19 protein-coding genes are annotated in these 22,406 nt (G+C 39.1%); 5 read left to right on the top strand and 14 right to left on the bottom strand.

Annotated elements, in window-relative coordinates; all coding sequences use genetic code 11:
- Positions 1 to 14 precede the first annotated feature (14 nt).
- From VOI17_RS09460 to VOI17_RS09445, 4 genes are all read right to left on the bottom strand, one after another.
- Positions 15 to 2,099 (bottom strand): helix-hairpin-helix domain-containing protein, encoded by a 2,085-nt coding sequence (locus VOI17_RS09460; protein WP_323757006.1) that lies wholly within the window; start codon positions 2,097 to 2,099, stop codon positions 15 to 17.
- On the bottom strand, positions 2,096 to 2,914 hold the full coding sequence (locus VOI17_RS09455) for a hypothetical protein (RefSeq protein WP_323757005.1): 819 nt from the start codon (positions 2,912 to 2,914) through the stop codon (positions 2,096 to 2,098). Before VOI17_RS09455 ends, VOI17_RS09460 begins: the two co-directional genes overlap by 4 nt.
- An 81-nt stretch (positions 2,915 to 2,995) precedes the next feature.
- Entirely contained in the window at positions 2,996 to 4,438 is a 1,443-nt protein-coding gene (locus tag VOI17_RS09450) for a BamA/TamA family outer membrane protein (protein ID WP_323757004.1), read from the bottom strand.
- Complete coding sequence (locus tag VOI17_RS09445; RefSeq protein ID WP_323757003.1) at positions 4,435 to 5,574, bottom strand: prolipoprotein diacylglyceryl transferase; 1,140 nt, start codon at positions 5,572 to 5,574, stop codon at positions 4,435 to 4,437. Before VOI17_RS09445 ends, VOI17_RS09450 begins: the two co-directional genes overlap by 4 nt.
- A 208-nt stretch (positions 5,575 to 5,782) precedes the next feature.
- Here VOI17_RS09445 and VOI17_RS09440 point away from each other — a divergent pair, with 208 nt between their 5' ends.
- Positions 5,783 to 7,732 carry a TlpA disulfide reductase family protein gene (locus VOI17_RS09440; RefSeq protein ID WP_323757002.1) on the top strand — a complete coding sequence of 650 codons (1,950 nt, stop codon included), beginning with the start codon at positions 5,783 to 5,785 and terminating at the stop codon, positions 7,730 to 7,732.
- On the opposite strand, the gene VOI17_RS09435 is transcribed toward VOI17_RS09440, so the two are convergent.
- The 3 genes from VOI17_RS09435 to VOI17_RS09425 form a co-directional block, all read right to left on the bottom strand.
- Positions 7,733 to 7,894, bottom strand: a complete 162-nt coding sequence (locus tag VOI17_RS09435; RefSeq protein ID WP_323757001.1) for a Lacal_2735 family protein — start codon at positions 7,892 to 7,894, stop codon at positions 7,733 to 7,735.
- A gap of 31 nt (positions 7,895 to 7,925) precedes the next feature.
- Positions 7,926 to 9,473, bottom strand: coding sequence for a hypothetical protein (locus VOI17_RS09430; protein ID WP_323757000.1), 1,548 nt, complete (start codon positions 9,471 to 9,473; stop codon positions 7,926 to 7,928).
- A 255-nt stretch (positions 9,474 to 9,728) separates the two neighbouring features.
- On the bottom strand, positions 9,729 to 10,727 hold the full coding sequence (locus tag VOI17_RS09425; RefSeq protein ID WP_323756999.1) for a beta-ketoacyl-ACP synthase III: 999 nt from the start codon (positions 10,725 to 10,727) through the stop codon (positions 9,729 to 9,731).
- A gap of 212 nt (positions 10,728 to 10,939) precedes the next feature.
- Between VOI17_RS09425 and VOI17_RS09420 the strand changes: the two genes are divergently transcribed.
- Entirely contained in the window at positions 10,940 to 11,686 is a 747-nt protein-coding gene (locus tag VOI17_RS09420) for a DUF6503 family protein (protein ID WP_323756998.1), read from the top strand.
- A gap of 16 nt (positions 11,687 to 11,702) precedes the next feature.
- Here the strand turns inward: VOI17_RS09420 and VOI17_RS09415 are convergent, their stop codons facing one another.
- The gene (locus VOI17_RS09415) at positions 11,703 to 12,401 is read right to left on the bottom strand and encodes an SOS response-associated peptidase (protein ID WP_323756997.1); all 699 of its coding nucleotides are present in this window, start codon (positions 12,399 to 12,401) and stop codon (positions 11,703 to 11,705) included.
- A gap of 203 nt (positions 12,402 to 12,604) precedes the next feature.
- On the opposite strand from VOI17_RS09415, the gene VOI17_RS09410 reads away from it, so the two are divergent.
- The 3 genes from VOI17_RS09410 to VOI17_RS09400 all read left to right on the top strand — a co-directional run bounded on the left by VOI17_RS09410 (position 12,605) and on the right by VOI17_RS09400 (position 15,444).
- The gene (locus VOI17_RS09410) at positions 12,605 to 14,233 is read left to right on the top strand and encodes a pyruvate dehydrogenase complex dihydrolipoamide acetyltransferase (protein ID WP_323756996.1); all 1,629 of its coding nucleotides are present in this window, start codon (positions 12,605 to 12,607) and stop codon (positions 14,231 to 14,233) included.
- Positions 14,234 to 14,288: 55 nt separating this feature from the next.
- On the top strand, positions 14,289 to 14,828 hold the full coding sequence (gene hslV, locus VOI17_RS09405) for an ATP-dependent protease subunit HslV (RefSeq protein WP_323756995.1): 540 nt from the start codon (positions 14,289 to 14,291) through the stop codon (positions 14,826 to 14,828).
- Between the two features lie 121 nt (positions 14,829 to 14,949).
- Positions 14,950 to 15,444 (top strand): hypothetical protein, encoded by a 495-nt coding sequence (locus VOI17_RS09400; RefSeq protein ID WP_323756994.1) that lies wholly within the window; start codon positions 14,950 to 14,952, stop codon positions 15,442 to 15,444.
- A gap of 191 nt (positions 15,445 to 15,635) precedes the next feature.
- On the opposite strand, the gene VOI17_RS09395 is transcribed toward VOI17_RS09400, so the two are convergent.
- From VOI17_RS09395 to miaB, 6 genes are all read right to left on the bottom strand, one after another.
- Positions 15,636 to 17,543 carry a peptidase M61 gene (locus tag VOI17_RS09395; protein ID WP_323756993.1) on the bottom strand — a complete coding sequence of 636 codons (1,908 nt, stop codon included), beginning with the start codon at positions 17,541 to 17,543 and terminating at the stop codon, positions 15,636 to 15,638.
- 181 nt (positions 17,544 to 17,724) lie between these two features.
- The gene (gene secG / locus VOI17_RS09390) at positions 17,725 to 18,075 is read right to left on the bottom strand and encodes a preprotein translocase subunit SecG (protein ID WP_323756992.1); all 351 of its coding nucleotides are present in this window, start codon (positions 18,073 to 18,075) and stop codon (positions 17,725 to 17,727) included.
- On the bottom strand, positions 18,068 to 18,919 hold the full coding sequence (locus tag VOI17_RS09385) for a hypothetical protein (protein WP_323756991.1): 852 nt from the start codon (positions 18,917 to 18,919) through the stop codon (positions 18,068 to 18,070). The genes secG and VOI17_RS09385 overlap by 8 nt, the downstream gene beginning before the upstream one ends.
- 37 nt (positions 18,920 to 18,956) lie before the next feature.
- A complete protein-coding gene (locus VOI17_RS09380) occupies positions 18,957 to 19,490 on the bottom strand; it encodes an LptE family protein (protein ID WP_323756990.1) in 534 nt (177 codons plus the stop codon).
- Positions 19,477 to 20,754: a sigma-54 dependent transcriptional regulator gene (locus VOI17_RS09375; protein ID WP_323756989.1), complete on the bottom strand. Its 1,278-nt coding sequence runs from the start codon at positions 20,752 to 20,754 to the stop codon at positions 19,477 to 19,479. The genes VOI17_RS09380 and VOI17_RS09375 overlap by 14 nt, the downstream gene beginning before the upstream one ends.
- 17 nt (positions 20,755 to 20,771) lie before the next feature.
- A complete protein-coding gene (miaB, locus tag VOI17_RS09370; protein WP_323756988.1) occupies positions 20,772 to 22,241 on the bottom strand; it encodes a tRNA (N6-isopentenyl adenosine(37)-C2)-methylthiotransferase MiaB in 1,470 nt (489 codons plus the stop codon).
- Positions 22,242 to 22,406: the final 165 nt, after the last annotated feature.

The raw sequence follows: 22,406 nt of genomic DNA, 5'->3' as shown, positions 1-22,406 counted from the left end.
AAGTTCATGCTGGCTTAATTCAATTTATAACGTACCTGAAATTTTACTTCTGTGCGTTTGTTTCCGTTAATGGTTTCTAGCCCTGTTCCAATTTCGTCACGGTCATAATAAGTCGTTTTGGCTATTCTTGCCCAAAGGTCCATTTTACGAAATGCTCTATATTGAATAAGCAAGTAGTTTCGAATGCCTTGGCCGCTGTATGCTGGAATTGAAAATGCATAGAGTACATCACGCTCATAAGCATATTGTTTGTTTTGACTTCCTTCTGTATCAAATAGAGCCATTCGCGCACTAAAAGCCCAAGCGCCATTTTTATAAACGGCATCTTGAATAAAAGCATAACCCTTAGTTTTTTTGGCTATCAAATGGTATTCGCTGAATTGTATCCTAGATTTAAAACTGAATCGAATGCCAGAAGCATACTCCCAGTGAATGAGGTATTGATCTTTACGGCCTGGTACAACTACATTATTGTTTGAGCTTGCGATGTTGAAATTGATGTCTTTTAGCTCACTTCTAAATTGGCCGTATAATTTTATCCGGCTTCCAGGATTGTAATTCAGCCTTAATAAATAATCATGTCCGTTGGAGGGTGTGTCAACCCCAAATCTTAACCATGGAAAGTGATAAGTATCATAATAAGCAGTAAGATAGAATTTTCGATTCAGGGTGTATTTGATTCCCCAGTAAACACCTTTTTCATTGATATTACGGCTTCCTTCAGCAAAGGAAGTGCCTCTAAAAGTATGAAAATTCTTTTGATAGGAGCGAAGGACCATGGCAAACTCGACACGAGGAGTTAAGCTAGTAGCAAAGCCACCAACGGCACCCAATCCACCACTTTTGGAAACAGCACTTTCTCCAAAAAGTAAAAAATGCTGCCATTGATATCTCCCATACATCCCCATATTGAGGTTGGATTGGCCTTTGAATTCAAACTTGTTGTAAGGCTTGTCGCTCCGAAGCATTGGAACAGAGAAATGATTAGTGCTTATAATGAAACCCGCTTCAGTGCGGTCGTTTGGACGAAAGTTGAGATTCATGCCCAAGACGGTTTCGGCAACCTGTTTTTTGTTCGCTAGTTCTGTTGGTGTTCGATGCATTCCTGTGAGCTGCAAGGAAGAAAAATATCCATCAAAATCTTCAGTATTATCACTCATTTGAATATCGGCATCTTGCTTTAAATTGGATATAAATACTGTGGCATTTAGTTTTTTGTTCAAAACATAACTTGCCGCAGCCCCTCTTAAAAAACCACCTTCTAATACGGAGGTATAGGGTTTAATTCCAAGTGTTACTCGGTTGGCTGTATTTACCGTTTCTGAACCCTTGCCTACACCAAAGCCAGCACCAAACAATAATCCTTGTCCAAACTGCAATTGGTAGTCTCCAATAATGAGTTTTTGCCATTTCCCTTGGTTTTCAATCATTATGTGAGCTGACCAGAAGTCGTTAAAAAAAGTTTTGTTTTTTGGACTCCAATGAAGCTGTTCGCCCGCATCTTTTTCGGTAGTGAATCCAATGCTGAAATCGTTGGGCTTAGAAACCCGATAACGAAGATAGAACTTGTCGGCAGAGCCCGCGTAACGCGAATCATCGGGTGATTCTTTTGGACCATTGCCTTTTTTCTGGTTCAGGATTCGTTCGTAACGGGAGATTATATAGTTGTTTCGTTCTTCAAGAATTCGTTGTAGTAATGGGCGCTCATCTACCAATGCATCTTTAGAATTAACCGTAACGAAAGGCTTTAAGCGTTCAATTGTTGCGTAATCAAAACCTTCGATTACTTTAAGTTCATAGAGCGTAATTAATTTCCCTGTTTGTTCGATGTAGTTTTGTAGGTTTTGAATCTGTGTGCTAGAAAGGATATATAAACTTTGTAGCTCATATGCGTTGGCGGTGTTGAGGTTGAGCGGGTTTTGATAGAGAGTGAGAAGAGACTCATAGAGGTCTTCGTAATTGATGTCTTCTTCTTGAAGGTTGAAGAGCTCTTCAATAAATGACTCTAGATCAAACTGTTCTTCTTTTTGTGCCAGTGTCTTTCCTTCACAGAAGAGTAATACCACAGCCGTAACAATAAAGAGTTTGGCAGGTTTCATTTCTCATGGATTTGAAATGTTAAACCGAAGTTGTGCGTGTGTCCTAATTTTCTGTCAATTCGAATTCCATAATCCAAATCAAAGCGATTGAGCTGCAAACCTCCACCAAAAGAATGAGTGTTGGTTAAGGTGGAAAAACCAGTTCTGGCTTTTACTTTTTCTATTACTTGATATTCCAAGCCTAACTTTAAGTCAGGTTCAAGATCAATGTCTTTTTCCCCTTCAATCACTAAAGCGATACCCTTAGTGGGGTAATAAGCCATTCCCAGGCTTATTACCGTTGGGACTTTTTCTCTGTTATCGGCTGAAATAGAAGACTGGGTGAAATTATAGATGTGTGCTCCAAATCTGAGTTGAGGAGTGAGGTCCGCCACAACACCAATGTCGGAAAGCAAAGTGCCTCTGCTTCCAAAACCTTCTATATTATATTGTAGATAATTTAGTTTAAGGCCCAGTCTAATAATCCCGGTTTTTCGGGCAAAGGAAAGACTTGCCATTTGGCTATTGAAAACATCATCACCAAATCTAAAAGCTGAAAAACTTATATTGCCTATACCTGTAGGTAATGCAATACCAGCCGAAACGGTATTAAAAGGAGCAAAGTCGAAAATGGTTTTGTAGGCAAAAAGGGCGATCAGTTGTTCTGTGTCCGTAAGGCCAGCTGGATTATTGAATATGGACCAGCTATCATGAAACACTGAAGATACACCACCCATACCAAGCGCTCGTGGCCCAATGGGGGCTCGACTGGCCTGCTGGGCGGAAACATTGAGCGAAAGATAGATAATGATTAAAACAGCATAAATAATTTTCACAAATTGAAAATACAATATTTTGAATTAATCCTAAAATATTTTCATACTATTTAAAACAGTCTAGCGGTGTACTTAATACTCTTAAAGGGCTGATCGAAAATTGACGAAGAAGCCGGTTTGCTTCTGTCGGTTTACACTAAATTCAAAACGCACTACAAAGTCATAGTAAGTGACAATGTCTAACCCAAGGCCTGCACTAAGCATTAATTCTCTATTGTAGAAATTGTTGGTGGTAGAACGAATAGGGTCTCCGGTATACCCCATATCTACGAATGCCTTAAAGTAAAAAGCATATGGCATAGTTCTAAATTGGTCAATCAGACTTCTTCTACTCAATTCTTGAATGCCCGAAAGGAATTTGTATTTGAGTTCACTTCGGTTTGATATGAATGCATTACTTTCAACCACATAGCGTTCATAACCACGAATGAAGTCGGGTCGATAGCCAAAGCCAGAACGGAGCATGTAAGGAATTTCATCACTGAAATTATAATAGCCTTCGAGACTGTTGGCTAAGTATAGTTTGCCGCCTAAATCAAAAAAGTTACTCGTGGAGCCACGTAGAGAGAACATGTTCAGGTCATTAAAAATACCCATACCATAATTACTGACTTCCCCTCTAAATAAATTACCAGATAGTGGGTAAGCGAAGTAATCTCGGTTATCCCATGAGTAAACATAGCTTAGCCTGAAATACTTCTGTAATGCTTCTCCATTCTGAAAGTATTCTGAATTTGCATCAGTAATGAGCTCACTAACACTTGCTCGGCTGAAACCCGCGTCAACTGAGTGTCGACTATAAAATGAAGGGCGATAAGTGAGCGTTCCACTCGAAGAGAAAATTCTTCGGTTAATATCATCCGATTGTTCAAATTGGAGTCTGTGGCCATCGGTATTCGTAGCCACTGTTTTGTTATTCGCGAAGCTAGTTCTTAACGTAAGCCCTAAGGTTTGAGCCTTGTTTATATATGGTCGTTGATATAGTAATTCGTATTGCTTTGTGAAACCAAACTGGGTTCTAAAGATGAGTTTATCATTTCGGCCTGTTAGGTTGAAATGATAAAGTTGAACCCCATAGTTGACCCTTGAGAAATCGCGTTTTTGATTAACCCACCATTCAGTGAAATTTCGATCGGCTAATTTAAAGATGGGAAGGGGAAAAATGTACCAGCGTTCTTGTAATCGAATTAATATATCAACTTCAGTGTCGGAAGTAAAAAGTGGAACGACTTCTACCGTAATGAACAAGCGAGTGTTAATTAACTTTTGCTGACTTAGAACAATCGACTGGTTAAATTCTTGAATATCAAATTGGTCACCTTCTATAAAATCGAGCTCTCTGAGAATGATTTCGGCTTTGGTTTTTTTGTTCCCTGTAATATAGGTTTTACCTATTTTTATAGGGTCAGAATTCAGGCTGTCGCTAACGGAAGTGTTTTGCCCAAAGCTCTTTAAGCTAAGGATACATACGGAAGTTAAGATAACTATCCCCTTCAAACTCTTTTTCAAGGTTATTCCGATCACTCCTTTTCCTTACTGATTACCACGGAGCGGATTAAAACAAAGCATCCGATAAGCACTAAAGGAATGCTCAAGATTTGGCCCATATTGTAGGTCATTGCTTCTTCAAACGCCACTTGATTTTCTTTGAAGATTTCATGGAAGAAACGAAAGCCAAATTGCCAAATCAGGAAGGTCCCGAACAGTAACCCTTCAGGTGTCTTTTCTTTGTATCTGAACCAAAGGCCTAGGAGAATTAAGAATAAGATGAGGGAAGTGGCAGATTCGTAGAGCTGGGCTGGATGCCTCACAATTCCATAGGTATGGATAGTGGCTGCCCATTGCCTACCATTCGGTGTTAACTCATAATTCAAAGGTTTCCCAAGCGGCTCTTGGTAATGCTCATTTACTGGGTAGCGCGTAAGCATGGGTTTGAATTCTCTTTCTAATTTTGCCCTTATTTGTTGTTCAGTGCTGCTTGTTCCTTCAAAAGTCACGTAAATATCTACTGGCATAATACCTGCTGCAAGTTTTTCTGTGCTTAACCCTTTAGAAGCTTCGGCACGATCAACACCGTTGATGCCATCTTCAAAATACATTTCTGCTACACGCCCAAATACAACACCGTAGTCACTATCAGTAGGTTTTCCAACAATTTCGGAATTCACGAAATTACCCATGCGGATGAAAACTGCCGCTAAGGCTATAGTAATTACTATTCGATCGACAATCCAGAGATAACTTTGACCTGCCTTTTTCTGTTTTTTGAACTTGAGTGGAGGAAAGCCACCTGCAGTAATTAAGTAATTTCTGTATAAGAAAAGGGCGAGTAAGATTAAAGGAACCGCCCCGTGACTGGCCAAACCGCCTTCCCAAGTCCTAAAGAACATTAGAGGGTCTGCGAAAAAACGATCGGGTTCGTAAAACAACAAATGACCTAGGCGTGCGCCAATGATAGTAGCCAATACCATATAAACAGTAAGCGTATCTACATTAAGCGGGTCTTTACCTTCTTTCTTGAAGATATGAACCATGATTTGGTAGCCTATAATAAAGCCAAGCGCAAAAAGTACACTGTACCAAACTGGCGGTTGAATTCCCCTGATGATTTCTTTCATGGGGTCCCAAACGATGTAGGAGAGTATTGTCAAATGGTGCATACAGCAAAGATATAGGAATTAGGAAAAGGTGAAGGTTTTAGGGAGGATAAACGTCAATAATTTGAAGAAAGGTATTTAAAAGTCTCAAAAATAACGGAGACTTTAGATGCTATTTATGGAATACCAGATTAATATTTCTTTAGTGTTAAATTAAGTGAGTCTTGTATTGAAGTACGGAAATTGTTATTTTCCAGCATATATTTAAATTATGAAGACTTTTTGTACTCTAATCTTGGCTGTTCTTTCGGTTGTTCAGCTTTCTGCTCAATCTTCTCTTCCAAATTCAGTATTAGGTAATTGGTTTTTAGTAGATGGCTCGAATACATTGGAATTGAGGGTTTCAGATGAATATATGATGTATGACTCTGAGTTCTGGAGTTTTAATGAGCCCATTAAGAAAGGTAAAGAATGGCATGTTAGTTTATCCCAGCCAGGGAAAACAAGGCAAATCGTAATAAGAGAGGTTGGAGATTTCTTGATTTTGGAAGATGGAAGAATTATTAAACGATTGAGTAAAGATAAATTAGGGGAGGGTCGTCAGAGAATTCCTAACCAGAATGTATGGAAGAATGACTTTTTTAAGAGTAGTCAAGTAACCCTTTCTGGTGTTGTAAAACCCAAAGGAGAGATGCCTTTAACAGCTTCCGTGATTTATAATCATGCCTTTAGTTCTGGACAACAGAAGTTTACTGTAAATGTTGATGAATACGGGCGATTTAAAATATTCTTCCCTTTGGATAATCCACAGGATATAATGTTCAGGGTTGGAGAGGTTTTTACTATGTTTTTAGCCGAGCCTGATAGCAAGATGGCAGTGTTTGTTGATGAAGATAAAGCCGTTGATGGTATTGATAGCTGGTATGCAGAGTCTCCAATATCGTTTATGGGAGCTTTGGCAAAGGAGAACGAAGAGTTGCGTGTAGTTAAGCCGAAGTACATGAAGGTGAGGAACTATTTTGAGAACGATAGTTTGCAAAAGACTTTAGAGCCTATGGAGTATTTAGAATACCGTTTGGGTTTATTAAAAGACCACCGTGAATTTTATCAGGACTATTTTAGTGAAAATAGCCCAAGCCGAATAGTAAAAGAATACAGCGAGCGCAATATTAATTTATATGCAACAAATGATTTAATGAGGTATCGCTGGTTACATGACGCCAATAAGGGGGCTTTAACTCCCATTGATTTACCTGAAGCCTATGAGGTAAAAGTGAAGGGAATGATAGATGATGAGCCTTTGAATATGCTCGCTGGAGAGTTTGGTGATTTGATGCGTGAGTTTTCACTGGCCATGATGCCTAAAGAGAGAGATGTGATGCACGATTACAGAATAGAGCAGGTTTATGGCTTTTTGATGTCTAAGATTATTTCTGAAAGTGGGAGGGCTGAGATTGAGGAATGGAAAGTAGCAGAGGAAAAACGAGAAAAACACTTTGGCTACGTTAAGCTTAGCGATCCATTAAAAGTTAGAACAGAAGAGTTCTCTAAAGAACTTTTAGAATTAAACCAAAAGGTAACCTGGGATGACTTATTAATGCGAATTGACATGTTAGATCCAATGTCTAAATCTAGCATAATCGCTACTTATATTGATGAAAGCTACTTTAGCAGAGGAAATGAGGTTCCTCAAGTAATATGGGATAAGGTGAAAACTTTAAACTTGAACAGCACAGCTAGAAATGTACTAGAGCGCAAGTACAGTGATTTTGTCATCTTAAAAGATAAGAAGTTTGTTAATGGGGTAGAAATAATTGATTCAGAAGGCGATGTGTTAAGTCAACTAAAAAAAACCTATCCTGGTAAAGTGGTTTATATTGATGTTTGGGCTACTTGGTGCGGCCCCTGTATAACTGAGTTTTCGTATTTGCCAGAAATTAAGGCCAGTTTTAAGGAAGATGATAATGTGGTTTTTGTTTACCTCGGTGCTCAATCTGAAAAGAAATCGTGGGAAACCATGGTGAAAAAACATGAATTGAAAGGGGAGAACTTCTTTTTAGATGATGCTCAATATGCCAAGTTTGATCAGGCAGTAAACATCACTGGCTTTCCTACCTACATGGTAATTACAAAAGAAGGTAAGCTAATACGAGAAGGAATTAAAAGGCCAAGTGCTAAAAAGGAACTCGTTGAACAGATCAAAGGATTCGCGAAGCGTTAATCAATTCATTGCTTCAATTTGCTTTAGCAATTCATCGGCTTCTGCTGTTTTGAGGTCGCTGGCTCTTCGGTTGGTGTGCGATAATTTATAGGCTTCATCAATTAGTTTTTTATACTTGGCTTGAAGCTTTTCCTTTTCTGTTTTCCTTGAAAATAATCCCATGAGTGAGTTAACAGTAATTGAATGATATTGTTTAACGGCCTACTTCATTGGTCAACTCACCATTTTCATACATCTCTATTCTGATGAGTTTGCCATTCTTTGCATAGATATTCCAGCCGCCTTCTTTAAGCCCGTTAACCAATTGTCCAGCGCTTAATTTACGACCTCTTTCGTCAAAGAATGTCCAATTCCCACTAGGAAAACCTTTCTTAAAGGGGCCTTCAGAAAATTTAGTGCCATCTGGATAGTATGCGGTTTTAATACCTTCTCCATTTATTAACGAACCAGAACTGTGCTTATCCCCATCATCATCAGTAAAGTCAGATATTTTCATGAGCTTACCTTTCTCATAAGTTTCTTCGAGCATTGGTGATCCATCTTCATGGAAATAGCCCCATAGTCCATCTTTTTCACCAGCCAAATAACTACCTATTGAAGATAGCTGACCGCTTTCATGATAAGTAAACCATTGCCCTTGTTGCTTCCCTAATCTGTAATCACCTTCGGAAGTAAGTTTACCTCTGGGGCTAAAACTTTTCCAGTTCCCAACTCTTTGATCGCTTTTGTAGCTCCCGAATTCTGAAATCATTCCATTCTCATGGTAGTATTTCCAAACGCCTTCTTTAAGGCCTAAATTGAATTCTCCAGTTTCTGCAATTACTTTATTGTCATAATAAGCGATAAAGGTGCTGTCAATAAAGCCTAATCGATAACGGCTTTCACTGGCAACTTGACCATTTGGAAACCACTCTTTTGATGTGCCTATGGGTTTGTCTTCAGCGTAAGTGATCTGGCTGGCCATTCTCCCTGAATCATGGAAGGTTGTCCAAGTACCAACTTTTTTACCATTATCGTAATACTCCTTAATAGAGGGGGAAAACTCACTGAATTCATAATAGAGCCACTCTCCATTTCTTTCACCATAAACAAACTGGCCTTTTTCAATTACAATTGTGCCATCATACTTAGCCCAGTCACCGTGGAGGTAACCGTCCTTGTAATTGGTTTCAATCATAAGTGCGCCATAGGGGTCGTACTGCTCAAATGAGCCATCTAGTTTTCCTTTTTTGTATTGACTGCTGATTTGGAGTGCACCATTATCATAGTAGCTATTCCATACTCCAGTTTTTAATCCTTCTTCAAAAGCACCTTTTTCATAAAGTTGACCTGATCCAAAATAGGATGACCATGTGCCATTGAGTTTTCCGTTAGAGTAATTTGTGATGATTGTTGATTTTCCTTCTTCGTTGAAAAGCACATAGGCTCCATTTAATGTGTTATTATCGTACTTGAGTCTGGCCCTTTCTTGTCGATCTAGAAAGATCATCCAAATACCAGCTCTTTTGCCCTCAACATAATATCCTCTTTGTAGAAAACTACTGTCTGCATTGTACATGGCCCAAAGGCCATCGCGCTTACCTTCCTTTGTTTTTCCTTCTGCTTTCAAAGAAGTATCATCAGAAGGAAATATAAGCTCATAGCTTTCTTCCTGGGCAATGGCCGAAAAATTTAAGGTAATTAAGAAAAGGCTAGAAAGTATTAATTGATGAAAGCGCATAGAACGTATATCGGATTGCATGCAATTGAGTTTCATAAAAAAATGATTCAGATCTTCCTTCTCAAATATTACGCCAAGAAAGCCCAAAACATTGCGCTATTTGGCGACTTTTAATAAAAACCAAAAAGTATTAACCTAGTGAAGTGAAAGTCCTAATCAAATTACCTTTTGGTTTATCCTTTTGAGCTACTCAATTAACATGTGAGGTTGTAATTGGTTCAAAATAGGGTCAAGGAGGTTGGCTTTAAGAAGGATGAGAGATTAGGTGTTATTCTTCTACCAGCGGATCAGTGCTGAAGCCCATGTGAAGCCACTTCCGAAGGCCGCCAAACAAATCAAATCGCCCTCTTTAATCTTACCCTGCTCCCAAGCCTCACTTAAAGCAATAGGAATTGAAGCAGCTGTTGTATTCCCATAGTGCATAATGTTATTAAACACTTTCTCATTAGGCATGTTTAACTGCTTCTGAACATAATTACTGATCCGTAGATTGGCTTGGTGTGGGACCAACAGGTCAATGTCTTCTGGTAGTAGATTATTGGCAGCTAAGGCTTCCGCAATCACTTCGCTAAAACGAACCACAGCATGTTTAAATACCGCATTTCCATTCATCGTAAGATGAAAAGTAGGTCCTTCTATTAATTCGGGTGAAAGCCTCACCGTTCTGCTGCTGCCAGGATCTTTTACATATAATTCCTCAGCGAAATCACCATCGGCATGAAGATGGGTAGATAGTATTCCGCCTTCAGCTGGTTCAATGGCTTTTAGTACTGCTGCTCCAGCGCCATCTGCGAAAATTACTGCACTTGATCTGCCCGCTGTAGATTTATCAATGGCTGAAGACTGAATTTCGGCACCAACCACTAAAATGGTTTTATACATTCCAGTTTTAATGAATTGATCGGCAACAGAAAGGGCATAAATAAACCCACTACAAGCATTTCTGATATCCAATGCGCCAATACCTTGAAGTCCAAGCTCCCTTTGCATTAATACGCCAGATCCTGGGAAAAAATAATCTGGAGTAATAGTAGCAAATACAATGAAATCCACTTCGCTGACCTCTGTTTTTGCTCTTTCAAGTGCCATTTTTGCGGCTTTGGTTGCCATATTGGATACAGTGTCTTTTTCTGGATCGAACCACCTGCGCTCTTCAATGCCCGTTCGCTCTATAATCCATTCATTATTGGTGTCAATTATTTTTTCGAGGTCTTCGTTCGTAACAATGTTTTTTGGTACGTAATGGCCTAAACCAACAATTCTTGAACTCTTCATGGCAATGTTATTTATGGGTACAAAGTAAAGAAATATCCGATAGTTCGAAATTGTTTCTGAAAGCTTCCATCTTTAAAATTGAATTAAGCCCATTCATCACAGCATTTGTTGTCCTACTCGATTCAATGAAATTTATTAGACCACCCAAGTAATGAAAGTAACCAATTGGGGGCAATAGCGTAATGGCTTACGGAAGAATTGAATTGTGAAAAATGATAAGAATTAATCCAGGCGTATGTTTGGCGCTGGTGTTGGTAATGGCGTCTTCGAGTTGTTCGGTGAATGAACCAACAGCTCAGCAAATTTTGGATACTGCTATTCAAAAACATGGGTACAAATCCAGTGAGGCGCTTGAAATTCAATTTGATTTCCGAGGCGATCATTACAATGCAAGAATATCTGATAAAGGAGATGTATACAAACGTATTTCTCATGAAGATGGAAATGAACTAGAAGACATTTTAACCTCTAATACCTTTATAAGAAGAGTCAATCAAAAAGAGGTTAAGGTGAAAGAAGATTCACTCTCGAATATATTAGCAGGTGATACTAGGTCTGTTGTCTATTTTGCTTTGTTGCCATATGGGGCTAATCGCGAGGCGATGAGTAAGCACCTTATGCCCTCCATAAAAATAAAAGATGAATCTTATTATAAGGTAGAAGTGACTTATGGTAAGAATGGTGGGGGAAAAAACTTTGAAAACATATTTGTGTATTGGATCAACCAAAAATCACATACCATTGATTACTTAGCTTACAGCTTCTATGTTAATGGTGGTGGGGTGAGGTTCCGTGAAGCATACAACCAAAGAGAGGTGAACGGGGTGCTGTTTCAAGATTACATCAATTACACCATTGATAGTGACTTTCCAGCCCATGAACTGGATTACGCTTTCCAAACCAATCAATTGAGAGAGGTATCAAGAATTGACCTTGAGAACATTCAAGTAACTCGATAACTAGACTTTGTGCTAACTAACCAAACAAGGTGAAACTCCCGAATTGATTGGCTGGGGGGACTTTCTTGAAAAGCTCTGGGCTATCAAATTCTGGGTTGTTTATTTTTGGGGTAATAGAATAACGGTCTAAAGCCTTTTCACGATAGGGAGTAATGAAATTAATCACGCTCTCTTCCGTATTGGATTCATTCAACCAATCTATCATCAAGTTACTATTGAGTATGGCCGGCATTTCATCTGAAATATCTTCCACATCTGAGTTGGCCTTTGTCGTAATCATCATAAAAGTATGAACAGAATTCCCGTTTTCATCCTCGAATTCATCCCATAATCCAGCAATTCCAAACGGGCTTTTATCAGCTAAATGAAAACGATAAGGCACTTTTTCTTTTTTTGATAGATGTTTCCAAGCGTAAAAACCATCAGCAATTATTACACAGCGCTGAGATTTTAGATTTTTCTTCAAACTGGCTTTGTTTAATATTTGATCTACCGGAGCAAATATGAGTTTTTCACTAATGCTATTTTTTTTTACAAAGGCGGGGTTAATCCCCCAGTAGAAAAAAGAAAGCCCATCAGGATTTTCTGCCGTAATCACGGGGAGTAATTTTGTGGGCGAAGCGTTATACTTTTGTTCATACTGTCCAGTCACTTCAACATTGAAATATTCTTCAATAATTTTGGCAGAACTGGCAATCGAATAGCTGGATGGCATATTAAACTTTTCAGAAATTTAAGCGATCAGGTTCATAAATACTAATACTTCGAACCATTCCATACTGGCCTAAGTTGGTGAACTAGCGCCTTGAAGACTAGCCGATTATAAAATGATAACAAAAGCTTAGGGCAATAGGTCATTCAATAATTTGAATATCGGTTGTTTAAAACTATTTTTGGGCTCAATTTTTCACAAATCATATGGCAGAAATCGTTAGGATGCCTAAAATGAGTGACACCATGGAAGAAGGGGTGATCGCTGTTTGGCATAAAAAAATAGGTGATAAAGTAGAATCAGGTGAATTAATGGCTGAAATCGAGACCGATAAAGCTACGATGGACTACGAATCATATAATGAAGGAACCGTATTATACCTTGGCGCTGAAGAAGGTGAGGCCGTTCAAATCAATGGTATTTTGGCCATTGTAGGAGAAAAGGGCGAGGATTATAAGGCACTTCTGAATGAGTCAAGTGAAAATGGCTCTGAAACTAAAGAAGAAAAACCAGTGGAAGAGAAAAAAACTGAAGCAATTGATACGAGTAACATCAAAGCGGAAGTGGTGAGGATGCCGAAAATGAGCGACACCATGGAAGAAGGAGTTATTTCAGCTTGGCATAAAAAGGTTGGCGATACAGTAGAATCAGGTGATCTGATGGCTGAAATCGAGACCGATAAAGCGACCATGGAGTACGAGTCATATAATGACGGAACAGTATTATACCTTGGTGCTAAAGAAGGAGAGTCCGTGGCTGTAAATGGTGTTTTAGCCGTTGTTGGTGAAAAAGGCGCTGACTTTGAAACGCTTTTAAAAGCAGAGAGTCAAACAGAAGATGAGTCTGAACCTGCTAAGGAAGAACCAACTAAAGTTGCTCCAAAGCAAGAGGCAGTAGAGCCTAAGAAAGAAGAGGTTTCTGCTCCAGCTCAATCAAGTAATAATGGAAGAATTAAAGCATCACCTTTGGCTAAAAGATTGGCTGAAGAAAAAGGAATCAATATCACGGAAGTGAAAGGTTCTGGTGATGGCGGAAGAATTATAAAGAGAGATGTAGAAGATTTTGTTCCTGCTAAAGTTGAACAAACTAAATCTGCGGCTCCAGCTCAAAAGTCATCAGCACCAATAGTGGAGCTGCCTAAGATTGTAGGCGAAGAAAGCTTTGAAGAGTTTAGAGTTTCGCAAATGCGAAAAACTATTGCCAAGCGTTTGGCTGAAAGCAAATTCACAGCACCTCATTTTTACCTTACCATGGAAATAAACATGGACAAGGCCATTGAAGCAAGGGTGAGTATGAATGAGGTTTCTCCAGTGAAGATTTCATTCAATGATATGGTAATTAAAGCAGCGGCAGCGGCTTTAAGGAAACACCCTCAAGTGAATTCATCTTGGTTAGGTGATAAGATTAGAATTAATCACCATATCCATATTGGAGTAGCGGTAGCCGTAGAAGATGGTTTATTAGTGCCGGTAGTGAGATTTGCGGATAACAAGCCGTTATCGCACATAGCAGCAGAAGTGAAACAGTTGGGAGCCAAGGCAAAGAGCAAAGAATTACAGCCTGCCGAATGGGAAGGAAATACTTTCACCATTTCTAATTTAGGAATGTTCGGCATTGAAGAATTCACTGCCATCATCAACCCGCCAGATGCTTGTATTATGGCTGTTGGTGGTATCAAACAAACGGCAATCGTTAAAGATGGTCAGCTGACTATAGGCAACATAATGAAAGTAACAATGTCATGTGATCATAGGGTTGTAGATGGCGCTGTTGGCTCAGCCTTTTTACAAACCTTTAAATCTTTATTGGAAGATCCAGTAAGGTTACTGGTTTAGAAACTTATTAACTTCAAGTCCCGTTCTCATACGGGACTTTTTATTTATAATTAATATGACCAAGATTAGATCAACCACCGTATTGGCGGTAAAACATAATGGCTCAATTTCAATTGGGGCTGATGGACAAGCCACGATGGGGAATACTGTAGCAAAGAGTAATGTAAAGAAGATTAGAAAGCTACAGGATGGTAAGATAGTGACTGGCTTTGCCGGCTCTACTGCCGATGCTTTTACTTTATTGGAAAGGTTTGACGAAAAGCTGAGTGCTTACGGGGGCAACATGAAAAGAGCGGCCATAGAATTGGCCAAAGATTGGCGTACTGATCGCTACTTAAGAAAGCTGGAGTCTATGCTGATTGTAGCCGATAAGGATGATATCCTTATTTTATCAGGAACAGGTGATGTTCTGGAACCAGATAACGGTATTGCAGCGATTGGCTCTGGGAGCATGTATGCTCAAGCTGCAGCCCAAGCGCTAACAACTCATGCTAAGGATCTAAACAGCTATGAAATTGTTGAAGAGAGCCTTAAAATAGCCGCTGACATCTGTATATATACAAATCACAACTTGATTATAGAGAAAATTTCTTAATTTCGTAATAAGAAAAAGGTTTTCAGCTACTTAGCTCTGATTTTAACAGGAGAGGGCAGGTGGATGTCAACATTAACGAATTAAGATAATGCGCACTCATACCTCAAAAATCTTTGTTTTAATGGCACTGATTGTCATGAGTAATAGCTGCGTTGATACTAAGATGCCTTCTTATACCGCAGAGAGTGAGGGAAGACTCCTATTGGGCGCAACAGTGCATTTGGGGAATGGCGAGGTAATTGAAGATGCTGCTTTGGTAATCAAGGATGGATACGTCACCCGATTGGAGACTGGTGCGTCAGAAAAGTTCGACCTTTCTAAATACCAAGTAGATATCTTAAGTCCGGAATATCATATCTATCCTTTTAAGAAAACTGAATTAGGTAATTCAGGTATTGTATTGCCTAGAGCGGATGCAAAGCCTTTTAATATCACTATTAGCGAGAGCGAAGCAGAAAAAGGGATTGCTATTGGGGCTGAAGCTGCTTTATTGATTTGCAAAGGAAGTATAACAGACATCAGTAAGTTTAAGGTAGAATATGTTGTGGATGGTAGGGATAAAATAAAAATACTAGAGCAGTCGGACTACAAGGCGAAAGGGAACAACAATCGCTAGCCTAAGTCTTGACTAAATAATATTCAAAGAGCTACCAATATGTAGCTCTTTTTTTTTATTGTCTTATACCTAAATAAGTTGAACCCGTAGTTTTATTTTTAGAACTGGTTTGTATCTTCTTTACGGAATAACAATTAAAAGGTCACCCAGTTGGGTGACCTTTTAATTGCCTTAATTCAAAATATGGGATCTCAATTCTTTGGTTCTAACCAAGCCTTCCTTAATTTGAGTTGAGCAGGAGTAGCATCCTCATCAAAGGCCAATGTAAGTGCTACAGGCACATCGATTTGTTGGTTTGGGGCTGTGAGTGTTATCTCTTTTGGCTCGCCATCTACGGTCCTCATTACTGTTACACTCATGGTTTTTAGTTCTGGGATTTTCTGAAACTGCCCGCCAAGGAAGTTATTGATTTCTGGTCCAAGCTCAGGAAGCTCGTCACCGTTCATTTTTGTAATAATATCACCGTTTTGTAACCCCAGCGCTTTACCCATAGCATCGAGTTTATCTTGATTGCCAATGGCCAACATTCTTTTTCCGTTGTATTCGGCTGCGGCTATGCTTTCTTGACTGATGATTAATGAATATTGCTTTGTTGTACCTCCTTCAATCACATTTACACCAACTTCGGCCAATACTTCTTCATAGTTGATTGGGGTGTTTCCTGCTACATAAGTGTTCAAGAATACACCAACTTCAGGGTAGGTCATGGCTACTATCTCACTGAACAATTGTTCGTCTTGAAAAGAATTCTCCATGCCGTATTTTTTAGATAGCCCAGCCATCATGTCTTGTACACCATAAGCACCATCAGAAAGCTTTCTAAGCTTGATGTCTAAAGCCATTCCAATTAAGGCACCTTTCATGTACACGTTATAGTATTGGTCGGCATAGGTGTCTAAAGCGCCAAGGCTTAATTCTGTAAAAGGTAAATCATCTTTGAATTGTGCCGAAGTAAGGATCTTCTCTCTTAACATATCCAAGTATTCATCAGGGCTGACCAAGCCGTATTTTACTTGAACACTCCCTGCGAAATATTCCGTCATGCCTTCGTACATCCAAAGGTGGCGCGACATTTTGGGGTCGTTAAAATCGAAACTTCCAATTTCTTCAGAATGAATGGTCAATGGAGTGACAATATGAAAGAACTCATGTGCCGCAAAGTCACGCAGTTGTTGGTTCATTTGCTGAATTGTTTGCTCAGGCATAAAATAGAGTGAGCTGAATGAATGCTCGAGTGCTCCATAAGAAACTACTGGTTGATCTGTGAAGTAGAAAATGAACGCATACTTCTCAACTGGTAACTTCCCGCCTAAGAAAGTGCTCTGTGCTGCCAATACTTCTTTAATACTAGCGGCAATCTCTTTGGCAGTTACTTTTTTGTTAGGGGAATAGCTGGCCACTAATACTTCTGTATTCGCAACTTTAATTACCGCTGTATCAGCTTTGCTGTACATTAACGGAGAGTCCACCAAGCGATCATAATCTGATACTTCGAATCTGTCAATTGTACTGTTTACATCAGGAGTAATGAAATCTCGCTTTCTTAATGATCGGCTTAAGCTGGTGTTTGTAGCTTCTGCTTTTAAGCCAGTGGCACCATAAAAACTCTTAGGTCGAATGATGTTAAGTTCGAAGGTTTCTTTTTTCATTCCCTCAAAGTAGCCGAAGAAACCGCTTGAGTTTAAAAGGAAGTTTTCTCCTTCAGCAATATTAGTTCCTGCAGGTTGAAATATCTCAGCACCCTCTTTTGGGTTGTCATAAGTGTCGTCTACCCAATAGCTTATTTTGGCTATTTTCTTTGCATTACTGATTTTCCAAGTGTTGTCATCAAGTCTTTTTACTTCAAGGGAATTACCTTTTTTGTCAAAGGCTTCAAAATCAGACACCATACGACCGTAATCTGCGATGGCATAAGTGCCAGGGATGATTTTTGGTAAATAGAAAATGATTTCATCTTGTTTGATTTTTGGAGGAGCCAGTTCTACATATACTTTATCATCCGACACGCGTGTGAGATCTATAATGTATTTGTATGGCTTAGCTGCCCATGTGAGTGTTGTGAATAGGAGACCTAAACAGATAAATTTGAGTTTGTTCATAATGTTGGATTTAAACACCAGAGGTTTGACATGCTCCGGCATTGATTTATGTTATAACTACAATATTAATGCTATTGTGTAAATGGCATTAAAAATAAACGAGAAAAGTATCGATTGTTGGTAGCAAGGCAAAAAAAAAGACCATCAATTGATAGTCTTTTCTCATAAAGTCTTTTTGAGCTTATTGGTTACCTGTTGTATCAGGAACAGTTTGAGTTTCTGGAGTTACAGGAACCGGTTGTTGCATCGGTATCTCTTGGAGTGCCTTATCTATATTAGGGTTATTGGAAAAGTCACTATTCCCATCGTCTACCATCATGCCTGATGCCAAGCTGAGGGCTAACAAGGTTAGTGCAAAACCCCAAGTTACTTTTTCTAATAAATCGGTTGTCTTCTTTGCTCCAATTACTTGGGTAGCACCTGCGCCACCGAACTGGCTTGACAAACCGCCACCTTTAGAGTTTTGAACCAATACGATTAAAATTAAAAGTATGGCAACGATGATGGCAAGGATTATTAATAGCTTAAACATTCTGTACTTCCTTTATTTTTTGAATTTGGCTCGCAAAGTAAGTTCTTTTTTCAGGGAATTTCAAGCTTAGTTTTTCATAAATGTCAATAGCCCTCGTATATTTTTTCTGTTTCAGTAGTAATTTGGCCAGTGTTTCGGTGATAAACTCATCTTTTGACTTCATATGCTTGGCCGCAAGGTCCTCTTGAGAGTATTCTTTGTCCTCGAAATCGCCTTTTTTGTTTTCAAAACGAGGTTCATTTTTGATGAATTTCTCGATCAATTCAACTTGAGATTTATTGCTTTGCTGCTTTGGGTCTCGCTTTGCCTTTTCTATTTGTTCTTGGCCTTCAAACATTTTGGCCAATCGGAGTTTGCGCTCTTTGATCTCTAATAAGTCTTGCTCAAGTTGATTAATTTCTAGGCTCTGCTGACTTACTACCGGTGGAGCTAAGGTTTCTTTGGTCATCTCTTTGTTTTCGATTTTGACTAAAGCGCCTTGAATCGCGTCTTCCTTTAGTTTTTCATTAACTATAATATTTGCTGTTTCCAGTGTTTTTACGGTTAATGGTTCAGAAGATATATTGATGTTTATTTTAGGAGAAGTACTCTTTGGAGCATCCTTGAAGCTTATTTCACCTAGAATTATTTTTTTTAAATGTGCCCTATTAGGAGAATAGATGGCTGCTTTTTTTATGAAGGCATCCGTTTTTGGGTGATTTCTGTCTTTTAGCGCTTTGGCTACAAGTACATAGGGCGTTTGAAAGAAAGGATACTTTTTACGCAGCTCATTTAGGGATTTAATGTCCTTATTGGTGACTTCGTGTATGTTGCCAAGAAGTTGATTAAACCGTTCTCTATTCACTGGTTTTTGTTTTGGGATGTCTAAAATAGGATGAAAATTACCACTGGGCAACTGACTGTTGGAAAATATCTAAAATAATCTCCTTAAAAATCTGACTTACCAACTCTGGCTCAACAGTTGTAAGTGATGTGGTTTGAGGGTCGTAGTCTGCGTAAAAACTAAAGGTACGCTTAAAATTCTCATCTTCTTTATTCACATTGGTAAACGCAACTTCCACACCTATGGTCAATCTCATTAAGCCCGATCTGTCGGCTACATTTTGATTACCCGATGATATAACGGCCTGAGGCGCAATATTGTATTGCGAAATTGCTCCTTCAAACTGTAAATCTCCCTTTGAAGGTATCAATTCTAATTTGGTATTACGCTGAAAATAACCCTTCAAGTCTTCTGTAAAGGTCTGCCCCATATTTGGGAGCCCACCGTCAACCGCATCATTGAAAAAATTTGCAATGGAAACGGTTTTGGTAGTATTATAATCTATTGAGGCACCAGAAAAACCATAAGAACAACCGCATAGGCTTAAAACCAAAAGGGTCAGACTTATTAATAATGACTTACTCAATTTCATATTGCTTGATTTTACGATACAGAGTACGTTCAGAGATACCTAAATCTTTAGCTGCGTATTTTCTTTTATTGTTATTCTTCTTCAAGGCTTTTATAATCAGTTCTTGCTCCTTTTTTTCAATAGATAACGACTCATCTTCCATTTCATGTGTAATGTCCTCTACTTTATCTTCCTCGTAATCATAGTCGTCAGCAATTGGTTTGGGCTCTAAGTAATAACTTTCATTTGTTTGCTTTTCAACCTGATCGCTGAGTGGGGAGTCACTGTCATCATCTATGTTTCTAAACAGGTTTGGATGGTCACTGATACTCTTTTCACTCAAATCACCAGACTCTAAAATATCGTGAACTAATTTCTTAAGTTCAGTCATGTCCTTTTTCATATCGAACAATACTTTGTAGAGCAGGTCTCTCTCACTCAGACTTTCTCCACCTTGGCCATTATGTGCTTTGTAAAGTGCAGGTAAACTCGACCTATTCTGAGGCAAATATTTGACCAAAGTTTCAGAAGAAACCTGTCTTTCCATTTCTAGTGCCGAAATTTGCTCTACCAAATTTTTCAACTGACGAATATTACCGGGAAAATTGTATCGCAAAAGAATGTTTTTTGCATCGTCATCTAGCTTAATAGAGTCTACTCTATATTTTTCGGCAAAATCAGAGGCAAACTTTCTGAATAATAAATCAATGTCTGCCCCTCTATTTCGTAATGGAGGTACAGAGATCGGAACCGTGCTCAATCGATAGTATAAATCTTCCCTGAATTTACCATCATCTACCGCATTGAGTAAGTCCACATTAGTTGCTGCCACTACTCTTACATCGGTTTTTTGAACTTTAGAAGAACCCACTTTAATGAATTCTCCATTCTCTAAAACACGAAGCAAGCGCGCTTGGGTAGACATTGGCATTTCGCCAATTTCATCTAGAAAGATGGTTCCACCATCAGTTCCTTCGAAATAACCTTTTCGGGCATCATAAGCCCCTGTAAAGGAGCCTTTCTCGTGGCCAAAGAGCTCAGAATCTATAGTGCCTTCAGGTATTGCTCCGCAGTTTATTGCAATAAACTTACCGTGCTTTCTTGGGCTTAGCTGATGAATGATTTTCGAAAACGACTCTTTACCGCTACCACTTTCGCCAGTAATTAATACAGTCATGTCGGTAGGGGCTACTTGTGCCGCTACTTGAATGGCGTGGTTTAATTGAGGGCTATTGCCTATAATACCAAACCGCTGTTTTATGCTTAATATTTCGTTGCTATTCAAAGTATAGGGATTGCGGGTTAATCAACAGAGTTTCCTAGAAGTGTGGCAGTTGTACAGTCGTCCACAAAAACATTTACATAGTCTCCTTTTTTGAAGTTCTTTTTAGGGAAGATCACCACTTTATTTGCTGTGCTTCTTCCGCTGAGATGTTCTTCAGAGCGTTTTGAAGTGCCTTCTACTAACACCTTATGCACCTTGTTGAGGTCAAGTTTGTTTCGTTCAAATGAATATTTACGCTGCTTATCGATAATCTCTTGTAGCCTTCTCTTCTTTACGGCCAATGGAATGTCGTCCTCATATTTTTTGGCGGCCAGAGTGCCTGGTCGTTCAGAATAGAAAAACATATAGGAGAAATCGAACTTCACATAATCCATCAAGCTTAAGGTGTCCTGGTGTTCCTCTTCTGTTTCAGAACAGAAACCAGCGATCATGTCGGAAGATATACCACATTCTGACCCCAAAATTTCTCTGATGGCATCCACTCTGTTAATGTACCATTCGCGCGTGTAAGTCCTGTTCATCAGTTCTAACACTCGGCTGTTGCCGCTTTGTGCAGGTAAATGAATGTAATTACAAATGTTCTCATACTTTTTGATGGTATGGAGCACTTCGTTGGTAATGTCTTTTGGATGCGAAGTAGAAAAACGAACCCTAAGGTCAGGTGATACTTTGGCGACCATTTCAATCAAATTGGCAAAATTGATCACCACTTCGGTTTCGCCTTGTTTTTCCTTTTTCTCCAACCAAGCTTTGTTGTTTTCTTCTGGAGACCATTTGTAGCTGTCTACATTTTGGCCCAAGAGTGTAACTTCTCTATACCCTTGATCGAAAAGGTCTTGTGCTTCGCGAACAATTGAATGTGGGTCTCGGCTTCTTTCACGGCCTCTTGTGAACGGCACTACGCAGAAAGAGCACATATTATCGCAGCCACGCATGATGGAAATAAATGCGTTAACTCCATTCGAGTTTAACCGAACCGGAGAAATGTCGGCATAAGTTTCTTCTCTTGAGAGGAGTGTGTTGATGGCTTTTAAGCCTTCTTCGGCCGAACCGACTAAGGTAGGCAGGTCGCGATAAGCATCTGGTCCTACGACAAGGTCAACCAATTTTTCTTCCTCAAGAAGTTTGTCCTTTAGCCTTTCAGCCATACAGCCCAAAACACCTATGGTAAGCTCGGGCTTTCTTTTCTTTATTTTGTTGAAATCGGTTAAACGTTTTCGGACGGTTAGTTCTGCCTTTTCACGAATGGAGCAGGTATTTAAAAAGATGACATCGGCTTGTTCAAATTTCGAAGTGGTGTCATAACCGTTGTCTTTCATGATGGAGCTAACAATCTCGCTATCAGCGAAATTCATCTGGCATCCATAACTTTCAATGTAGAGTTTCTTTTTCTTACCCGTGTTTTCCTCTTTCGAAGTCAGCACGGTGTCTGTTACTTCCTGACTATTTTTATCTAGAATGTCTATATCCTGAATAATGTTATCCATTTACTTCTATCTCTATTCTATAAAATTGAACCACAAATATAAGTCTTTTGACTGAAGAAGCGCCAATATGGCAGAGAAGTGTTGGCCTAATATATTTAGGTGTAGAGGAGTGGATGTTGAGGTTTTTTAAACTTATGGGAACAATAAAAGCTTACAAGTGTTAGG

The sequence above is a fragment of the Roseivirga sp. genome, assembly GCF_034669765.1.
Taxonomy (GTDB): domain Bacteria; phylum Bacteroidota; class Bacteroidia; order Cytophagales; family Cyclobacteriaceae; genus Roseivirga.
This window is presented reverse-complemented; position numbering and strand designations above follow the sequence as displayed.

Coding starts and splice junctions, on each gene's coding strand:
- VOI17_RS09430 (WP_323757000.1), bottom strand. CDS start 9,473: ATGCAATCCGATATACGTTCTATGCGCTTTCATCAATTAATACTTTCT.
- secG (WP_323756992.1), bottom strand. CDS start 18,075: ATGTTTAAGCTATTAATAATCCTTGCCATCATCGTTGCCATACTTTTA.
- VOI17_RS09435 (WP_323757001.1), bottom strand. CDS start 7,894: ATGGGATTATTTTCAAGGAAAACAGAAAAGGAAAAGCTTCAAGCCAAG.
- VOI17_RS09410 (WP_323756996.1), top strand. CDS start 12,605: ATGGCAGAAATCGTTAGGATGCCTAAAATGAGTGACACCATGGAAGAA.
- VOI17_RS09420 (WP_323756998.1), top strand. CDS start 10,940: ATGATAAGAATTAATCCAGGCGTATGTTTGGCGCTGGTGTTGGTAATG.
- VOI17_RS09415 (WP_323756997.1), bottom strand. CDS start 12,401: ATGCCATCCAGCTATTCGATTGCCAGTTCTGCCAAAATTATTGAAGAA.
- VOI17_RS09400 (WP_323756994.1), top strand. CDS start 14,950: ATGGCACTGATTGTCATGAGTAATAGCTGCGTTGATACTAAGATGCCT.
- hslV (WP_323756995.1), top strand. CDS start 14,289: ATGACCAAGATTAGATCAACCACCGTATTGGCGGTAAAACATAATGGC.
- VOI17_RS09380 (WP_323756990.1), bottom strand. CDS start 19,490: ATGAAATTGAGTAAGTCATTATTAATAAGTCTGACCCTTTTGGTTTTA.
- VOI17_RS09460 (WP_323757006.1), bottom strand. CDS start 2,099: ATGAAACCTGCCAAACTCTTTATTGTTACGGCTGTGGTATTACTCTTC.
- VOI17_RS09445 (WP_323757003.1), bottom strand. CDS start 5,574: ATGCACCATTTGACAATACTCTCCTACATCGTTTGGGACCCCATGAAA.
- VOI17_RS09425 (WP_323756999.1), bottom strand. CDS start 10,727: ATGAAGAGTTCAAGAATTGTTGGTTTAGGCCATTACGTACCAAAAAAC.
- VOI17_RS09395 (WP_323756993.1), bottom strand. CDS start 17,543: ATGAACAAACTCAAATTTATCTGTTTAGGTCTCCTATTCACAACACTC.
- VOI17_RS09440 (WP_323757002.1), top strand. CDS start 5,783: ATGAAGACTTTTTGTACTCTAATCTTGGCTGTTCTTTCGGTTGTTCAG.
- miaB (WP_323756988.1), bottom strand. CDS start 22,241: ATGGATAACATTATTCAGGATATAGACATTCTAGATAAAAATAGTCAG.